This is a genomic window from Streptomyces tricolor (assembly GCF_002155905.1).
Lineage (GTDB): Bacteria > Actinomycetota > Actinomycetes > Streptomycetales > Streptomycetaceae > Streptomyces > Streptomyces tricolor.
On record NZ_MUMF01000761.1, the window covers coordinates 1 to 7778 of the forward strand.

7 protein-coding genes are annotated in these 7778 nt (G+C 71.9%); 3 read left to right on the forward strand and 4 right to left on the reverse strand.

Annotation, left to right across the window (positions count from 1 at the left end):
• Positions 1-195 precede the first annotated feature (195 nt).
• Positions 196-1392: a cytochrome P450 gene (locus CCN44_RS38980; protein ID WP_086703751.1), complete on the reverse strand. Its 1197-nt coding sequence runs from the start codon at positions 1390-1392 to the stop codon at positions 196-198.
• Positions 1393-1580: 188 nt separating this feature from the next.
• On the opposite strand from CCN44_RS38980, the gene CCN44_RS38985 reads away from it, so the two are divergent.
• A complete protein-coding gene (locus CCN44_RS38985) occupies positions 1581-2603 on the forward strand; it encodes an NADPH:quinone reductase (RefSeq protein WP_086703759.1) in 1023 nt (340 codons plus the stop codon).
• Positions 2604-2696: 93 nt separating this feature from the next.
• Here the strand turns inward: CCN44_RS38985 and CCN44_RS38990 are convergent, their stop codons facing one another.
• Positions 2697-3698, reverse strand: coding sequence for an acetamidase/formamidase family protein (locus CCN44_RS38990; protein WP_086703764.1), 1002 nt, complete (start codon positions 3696-3698; stop codon positions 2697-2699).
• 126 nt (positions 3699-3824) lie between these two features.
• On the opposite strand from CCN44_RS38990, the gene CCN44_RS38995 reads away from it, so the two are divergent.
• The gene (locus tag CCN44_RS38995) at positions 3825-4484 is read left to right on the forward strand and encodes an NADPH-dependent FMN reductase (protein WP_223283660.1); all 660 of its coding nucleotides are present in this window, start codon (positions 3825-3827) and stop codon (positions 4482-4484) included.
• Positions 4485-4724: 240 nt separating this feature from the next.
• Entirely contained in the window at positions 4725-5900 is a 1176-nt protein-coding gene (locus CCN44_RS39000) for a hydroxymethylglutaryl-CoA synthase (RefSeq protein ID WP_086703771.1), read from the forward strand.
• Between the two features lie 99 nt (positions 5901-5999).
• Here CCN44_RS39000 and CCN44_RS39005 read toward each other — a convergent pair whose 3' ends face one another.
• Positions 6000-6980, reverse strand: a complete 981-nt coding sequence (locus CCN44_RS39005) for a hypothetical protein (protein WP_086703773.1) — start codon at positions 6978-6980, stop codon at positions 6000-6002.
• An 83-nt stretch (positions 6981-7063) separates the two neighbouring features.
• Entirely contained in the window at positions 7064-7528 is a 465-nt protein-coding gene (locus CCN44_RS39010; RefSeq protein ID WP_059255724.1) for a peptidase inhibitor family I36 protein, read from the reverse strand.
• Positions 7529-7778 lie beyond the last annotated feature (250 nt).

A 7778-nucleotide genomic window follows, 5' to 3' on the forward strand; every position in this document is an offset into this window, starting at 1 on the left:
GCGTGCGCACGCCGAACGCCCGGCCCGGGTCCACCGGCCGGGCGCTCGGCGTGCGGGTCGGGCATCGGGCGGGTCGGCAGCCGTACGGATCAGCGTCGTACCGATCCGGCATCGCACGGACCCGGCCTCGCACGGACCCGGCGTCCTAGGGATCAGGCGTCCTAAAGGTCATGCCCCGTACGGATCGGACGCCGGCTACCAGCGCACAGGCAGCCGCTGCACGCTCAGTACGGGTGTCCGGGCACGCAGCGGGATCTCCTCCAGCGGCGCGTCCAGCGCCAGCTCCGGCAGCCCCTGTACGAGCGTCTCCAGCGCGGTGCCCAGTACGGCCCGCCCGAGGCGCTGACCGACACACGCGTGGGCGCCGTAGCCGAACGCGATGTGGCCGGCGGCGTCCTGCCGGCCTAGGTCCAGCTGCGCGGGGCAGCCGAACTGGGCCGGGTCGCGGTTGGCCGCCGGCAGCGAGACGGTGACCGTGTCTCCTTCGCGGACCAGTTCCCCGTGCAGGCGCACGTCCCGCAGCGCCGTGCGGAAGATCTGGTACTGGTTCACGGTGGTGTGGCGGAGCAGCTCTTCGACCGCCGTCTCGGTGCCCCGGCCCGATGCCGCCGCCGCGCGGAAGGCCGCGAGCTGGTCGGCGTGGTGCAGCAGGGCGAGTGCCGCTGCCGCCACCGCTCCCTCGCAGGTGGCGAAGCCGGCGACGAACACCACCAGCAGCATGTTGGTGATCTCGCGGTCGGAGAGTCCCTCGACCTGCGTCAGCCGTCCCAGGATGTCGTCCCCGGGCGCGGTCCGCGCCCGCTCGACCAGGTCGCGGGTGAGGAAGAACGCCCGCTTCTCGGCGGCGAACTCGTCCTCCAGCGGCACGTCGTCGTCATTGGCGGTGTCGGCCAGCGCGGCCAGGGTGGGGGTGTCCTCGTAGGGGACTCCGACGACCTCGGAGAGCACCCGCAGCACCAGCGGCCGGATGTAGTCGGGCAGCAGGTCGGCGGGCGAGCCCTGGGCGCGCAGGGCGTCCAGCTGACCGGCCGCGATCTCCTCGATGCGCGGGGCGAGTTCCGCCATGCGGCGCGTCCCGAACTCCGCGGTGAGCATGCCGCGGTAGCGCGTGTGCTCGGGCGGGTCCATGTGGATGAACATGCCCGGGATGATCGGCATGGCGGGGAACGGCTGCCCCTTCTTCAGCATCGGGAAGTGCGCCGAATGGAAGTTGTGGCTGAACGCGGGGCTGCTCAGCACCTCCTTGGCCACCTCGAGCCCGGTGGCCAGCCAGCCGACGTGCCCGTCCGGGTAGACCATGCGGGACAGCGGCGCCGCCGCCGTCAGGACCGCCGGCGGGGCGAAGTGGTCGGTCCGGTCCACGAGTTGCTGGTAGGTGATGGGCGCTGCCATACGACATCCTCCTCAGGCCGGGCAGAACCGGCGGACTGAAGCGACGTTAGTGATGCCCCGGCGTCCCGCCATCCCTCACCTTGACAGGCATCGCGCGAAGCGCTGTGCCGCCGCAACTGTGGCGGTTAGCCTCGCGGCCGTGGAACGGCTACCGGTTCCACGGCGGCTCCCTGTCGAAAGGTGTGCCAGTGAAGGCGATCGTGTACGCGTCGGTGGGCAACCGGGACGTCCTGGAACTGGTCGACCGGCCGGTGCCGGAACCGGGCCCGGGCGAGGTCCGGGTCCGGGTGGCGTTCTCGGGGGTGAACGCCACCGACTGGAAGTGCCGGCGGTTCGGTCATGTCGACGGGCGCCTGATGTACCCCGAGGTGATCCCCCATCACGACGGCAGCGGTGTGATCGACGCCGTCGGCCCCGGCGTCGCGCCGGAGCGCGTGGGGCAGCGGGTGTGGCTGTGGGAGGCGGCGTGGCGGCGTCCGCAGGGCACCGCCGCCGAGTACGTGGTGCTGCCGTCCCGGCAGGCGGTGGAACTGCCGCCGGGCGCCTCGCTCGAACTGGGCGCGAGCATCGGGCTGCCGGCGCTGGCGGCGCACCGGTGTCTGACCTCGGCGCAGCAGGCGCCGGCCCGGCTCGGGCCGGGTGCGCTGGCCGGGCGTACGGTGCTGGTGGCGGGTGGTGCCGGGGTCGTCGGCCATGCGGTGGTCCAGCTCGCGGTGTGGAGCGGGGCGACGGTGATCGCGACGGTCGGCACCCCGGAGAAGGAGAAGCCGGTGCGTGCCGCCGGTGCCGCGCACGTGGTGCACCGCACGTCGGGCAGTGCCGCGGCGGACATCCGCGCGGTCGCGCCCGCAGGGGTGGACCTGATCACGGAGGTGGCGCCGTCCGCGAATCTCGATCTGGACGTGGAGGTGCTCGCCCCGGGCGGCACGGTCGCCGTCTACGGCACGGAGGGCGACGGTGAAGTCCGGCTGCCGTTGCGGCTGCTGATGGGCCGTAACCTGCGCTACCAGTTCGTGCTCACGCTGACGCTGTCGCCCGAGGAGAAGGAAGCGGCCGTGGCGGACGTCGCCGCGGCGGTCGGGGACGGGGCCCTGGGCGTGGGCGACGACGCGGGGCTGCCGCTGCACCGCTACCCGCTCAGCCGCACCGGCGACGCCCACGACGCGGTCGAGAGCGGGGTGCCCGGGAAGGTCCTGATCGACCTCGGCTGAGCGGTCGCCCTCAGCGCGCCCGGACGGCTGCCGGGGCCCGGCCCGGTCGGCATGCCGGGGCCCGGTCCGGCACGGCCGGCAGTCCGCGCCCGGTCAGCTGCCCGGGCGCAACCACCGGTCGACACGTGCCCGCAGCTCCACCGGGAAGATCTCCTTCGGCAGCATGCCGTGCACGCCCTTCGGCGGTCCGTCGAGGCCGACGTAGGGGGCACCTCGCTGGTCGGCGTACTGGGTGACGCGGAAGCTCGCCGAGATGCTGCACAGCGCGTACGCCTCGGCGGCGCCGACGCCGGCCGCGACGCTGAACCAGCTGATCATGCCGCGGACGCAGTCGATCAGCGCGTCGTCCAGGTTGTCGGCGAAGCCGAAGCCGATCCAGTGTGTGTCGGTCTCGGCCAGCGGCCGGGTCAGTGCGGACCCCCGGTGCAGGTCGTAGCGCATCCGCAGCTCCTCCGCGGTGGACTTGATCGCTGTCTGGTCGACGAGGCCGTCGCCCTGCAGGGCGTGTACGTCGCCCACCCAGATCCGGCCGCCCGGCCTGGCCACGGGCAGGAACAGCGAGGAGCCGACGGTGAGTTCGCGCAGCGACAGGTTGCCGCCGTGGGCGCCGGCCGGGAGCGCGCTGACCGGGTCGTCGCCGGCCGGCTCCACCGCGACGATCCCGAGGAACGGCGCCAGGGTGAACGAGATGCCGTGCACATAGTCGGCGAGGGTGCGGGTCTCGTCGAAGCGGAAGTAGTGCGTGTACGGCTCGTCGAAGTCGTGCGGGAGCGCCCCCGCCCCGGTCGGGAAGACGTTGCACCCCCAGTCCGCGAGCCGCAGCCGCACCAGCCGGCATTCGATCACGTCTCCGGGCCGGGCACCGGCCACTTCCACCGGCCCGACCAGCTGGAAAGGGCAGCCCGGATACTGTTCGCGCAGGCGTGCGCGCTCGGCGAACGACATGCCGAATTTCATTTCGTTCTGCCAATTGGTCCACGTGTTCGGGTAGTCGACCTCGTCGCCGGATTCGATCGTGGCGGCGGGCGGCGCCTTCGGGTCGAGGATTCCGGAACGCACCGTTTTGTGCGTGGATTCCACCGTATACGTCGTCATGCCGACCGAAGGTAGAGGGGGAAATTCCGGCCCAGCAAGGCTTTACGGGCCACCGAGTCAAGAACTACCAACGTGACGGATGGCCCCGCCGGGAACGCGCCCCGGCCTGGCAGGCCGACTGCTACGGTGAGGCGATTCGGCACCGCACAACAGGGAGCTTCTCAGTTGCGTATTCTCGCCATTTCCGGATCGCTGCGTCAGGACTCGTTCAACACACGCCTTCTGCGTGCCCTCCCTCCGCTGGCACCCGAGGGAATGGAGATCGAGTTCTTCGACGGCCTGGGTGAGGTGCCCCTCTACAACCAGGATCTCGACGTGGCGGACTGCCCGGAGCCGGTACGCCGGCTGCGCACGGCGATCGCCGAGGCGGACGGTCTGATCATCGCGAGTCCGGAGTACAACGGCTCCATTCCGGGTGTGCTCAAGAACGCGATCGACTGGGCCTCTCGCCCGATGGCCACGTCCGCCCTGCTGGGCAAGTGCGTCGTCACCATGGTGGCCACGCCCGGCCGCGGCCTCGGCCGCAACGCCCTGACCGATCTGGGCCGTGTGCTGCACGGCTGCCACGCGTTCGTGATCAGCGGCCCGTGGGTGCACCTCAGCGAGGCCCCGGCGAAGATGGAGGACGCCGAGGGCGAGGACGGTGAGGCCACGACCGTCCTCACGGATCCGATGACCCGCCGCCTCGTGGACATCCAGCTCACCTCCCTCCAGCAGGCCGTCAAGGAGGAGGCCGGACGGCACGCGGTCGTCCCGCTGCTGCCGTTCATCCAGCCCCGCCGGTGAGCGGCAGGCGCCACTGATCCCCGTACCCCTCCAGGGGGCTCCCGCTGCGCCGGAAGCCCCCTGCGGTGTCTCGGGGAGCGGTTCCGCGTCGACGACGCCGCGGCGCACCGGACCCGCCGTTCCCTCTACCAGGGCGGGGGATGCGCGCCGGATCGGCCGTCTCTACGGTGGGCGGCGACCGTATGCGGCTCACGTCCGGCAGGAACTCACCAAGAGACAGCGAAGGTCGGTGCATGGAGCATGGCCAAGGATCGCGCCGTAGGAATTCACGATCTGTCACTGGCGACGACCGAGTTCGTGCTGCCGCACACCGCACTCGCCGGGTACAACGGCACCGAGATCGGCAAATACCATCTGGGCATCGGCCAGCGGTCGATGAGCGTGCCCGCCGCCGACGAGGACATCGTGACCATGGGCGCGGCCGCCGCCGCGCCGATCATCGCCCGGCACGGCACCGACCGGATCCGGACGGTCCTGTTCGCGACGGAGTCGTCGATCGACCAGGCCAAGTCGGCCGGCGTGTACGTCCATGCGCTGCTCGGACTGCCGTCCGCAACCCGGGTCGTCGAGCTGAAGCAGGCCTGCTACGGGGCGACGGCGGCCCTCCAGTCCGCCGTCGGCCTCGTCCTGCGCGACCCCCGGCAGCAGGTCCTCGTGGTCGCGAGCGACGTCTCCAAGTACGACCTGGACAGCCCGGGCGAGCCGACCCAGGGCGCGGCGGCGGTGGCCATGCTGGTCGCCGCGGACCCCGCGCTGGTCCGTGTCGAGGAACCGTCGGGCCTGTTCACCGCCGACATCATGGACTTCTGGCGGCCGAACTACCGTGAGGCCGCGCTGGTCGACGGGGAGGCGTCCATCACCGCGTATCTGCACGCGGTGGAGAGCGCCTGGAAGGACTACACGGAACAGGGCGGCCGTCCGCTCGACGAGTTCGCCGCGTTCTGCTACCACCAGCCGTTCACGAAGATGGCCTACAAGGCGCACCGCCATCTGCTGAACACCTGCGGGTACGACACCGACGAGGCTCTGCTCCAGCGGGCCGTCGAGGACACCACGGCCTACAACCGGGTCATCGGCAACAGCTACACCGCGTCGGCGTATCTCGGCCTCGCCGCGCTGCTCGACCGGGCGGACGACCTGACCGGCCGGCCCATCGGTTTCCTCAGCTACGGCTCCGGCAGCGTCGCCGAGTTCTTCGCCGGAACCGCCGTACCCGGCTACCGGCGGCACCTGCGCACCGCGGCGCACCAGGAGGCGATCGACCGGCGCCGGACACTCGACCACGCCGCCTACCGCGAGCTGCACGAGCGGTCCTTCCCGACCGACGGCGGCGACCACCCCGCTCCGCCGCAGACCACCGGACCGTTCCGGCTGGCGGCGCTGCGCGGCCACAAGCGCATCTACGAGCGGCGCTAGGGCCTGTCGTTCGGATCAGGTCGGCTGTGGGGCACGTTGCCTTTCGGCCGGCATGATCCGAACGACAGGCCCTAGGGGCACGGACCGAACCGCGCGCTGTCAGGACCGCTCGCGGAAGCTGCTGTGGGTCAGCCGGTCGAGGGCCCGGACCGTCTTCTCACGGGCCGTCGTCACCTTCTCCAGTTCCGTGCCGTGCTCTTCGATCGCCGCTTTCTGATAGGCCGACTCGACCGCGAACCATACCCCCACGAGATTGGTGCGCTCCTTGCAGGCGACGTCCGCTCGCGCCTGGGCGATCTCCTCGCGGGACGGGCGCTCGGCGTTCGCCGAGGGCACCTCGTCCATCGGGGTGGACATCTCGAACCCCCGGGAGCGCATGCACGCCGACCAGGCGGAGAACACCTTCCGCACGCGCGGATCGGCCATGGAGCGCTCGAAACTGTCGGCCTTGATGCGGGCGACGATCCCCTCCGGGTCGGTGCCCGGCCCCTGCGGGCCCGCGGCGCCGAGCAGCCGTTCGGCCTCGCCGAGGCAGCCTCCGCGCGGAACGGGCCGGCCGCGGTGGGCGGTGAGGGGCGCGCCCGAGGTGTCCACCCCCGTGAGGACACCTCGGGCGGCCGAAGAGGGCGGCTTCGGCTGCGCGGACTTCGCCGGGGAGCGCCCCGCCGCCGTCGTGGGGGCGTGATAGCCCCAGGTGCGGGCTTCGGCGGCGTCCGTGAGCCCGTAGCGCCGGTACAGCACCGTGTAGCCGTTCACGGCCTGCCGCCGTTCCGCCGGGTCGGCCGCGGAGCGGGCCGGGGGCGGGTACGGCACGGACAGGCGCCGCATGCAGGCCCGCACGGCCGCGTCGCTCGCCTCGTCGAGTGTCAGGGCCTGGTGGGGGCTCAGCATGTAGCGCTCGACGGGAAGACGCAGGTGTTCGACCCCGACGGTGCGCGGGACCGCGCCGAGGGCGGGCGGCTCGGGCGGCTTCGGCGACGAGGAGGAGCAGGCGGTCAGGGCCGCCAGCAGCAGGGTGCCGCCGGCGAGCGCGGCACGCCGTGCTCGGCGTGCGTCGGCAGGGGCGGAGAGGTACGCCATGGCCAGTGCTTCCTTCGGACGGCGGATCCGGTGCCCCGCCCCGCGGCGGGGCGGGGCACCGTGTGATCTCCGGACGGGTCGGTTCAGTGGCCGATGCCGGGGCAGCGGGTGTGGTCCGAGATGGCGATGGACGCCTCGTTGTTGCGCATCCAGCTGGTCAGGTTCCCGCCCTTGTACGGCGCGAGCCAGTTGGAGTCGCCGCGGTACTGCGGCGAGTACCAGATGCCCACGTTGCACGCGGTGCCGTTCTGGGCGGAGGCGGCGTTGTTGCGGACCTTCTGGCCGCCGCCCGGCTTGCTGCCGGTGAACTTCTTGGTGCCCAGGTCGCCGATCTTCGTCGCCTTGCTCCGGTACGGGGCGTTCTTCGCGTTGGGCGAGTAGTACAGGCAGAAGGTGTAGGGGCTGGCGGCGTTGCAGTCGGACTTGCTGTTCCAGCTGGAGATGTTCGCGCTGCGGGCCTCGGCGTGCGTGGCCAGTCCGCCCAGGGCCATCGCCGCGGTGGCCATGAGCACTCCGGCGCGGGTGGTGGCCCTCTTCGTGATCGTCATGTTCGCCTTCTCCTGGCGTCGTGTGTCGGTGTCCGCGAGGTGCGGAACGGCCCTCCCGGCGAGGCCCGTGACCACGAGTTCAGCCGTCGGCGCGTTGTTCAGCAGCCCCCTCTCGCCGCACTGAACAATTCGAAAGCGCCTGGTCGTCGGCGGGGCACGAGCTTGCGGCGGGTCCGGGCGGCTCCTTAGGGTGGCGGGCCGAGCGGGGCTGCACCCTAAGGAGCCGCCCGGACCCGCCGCAAGCTCGTGC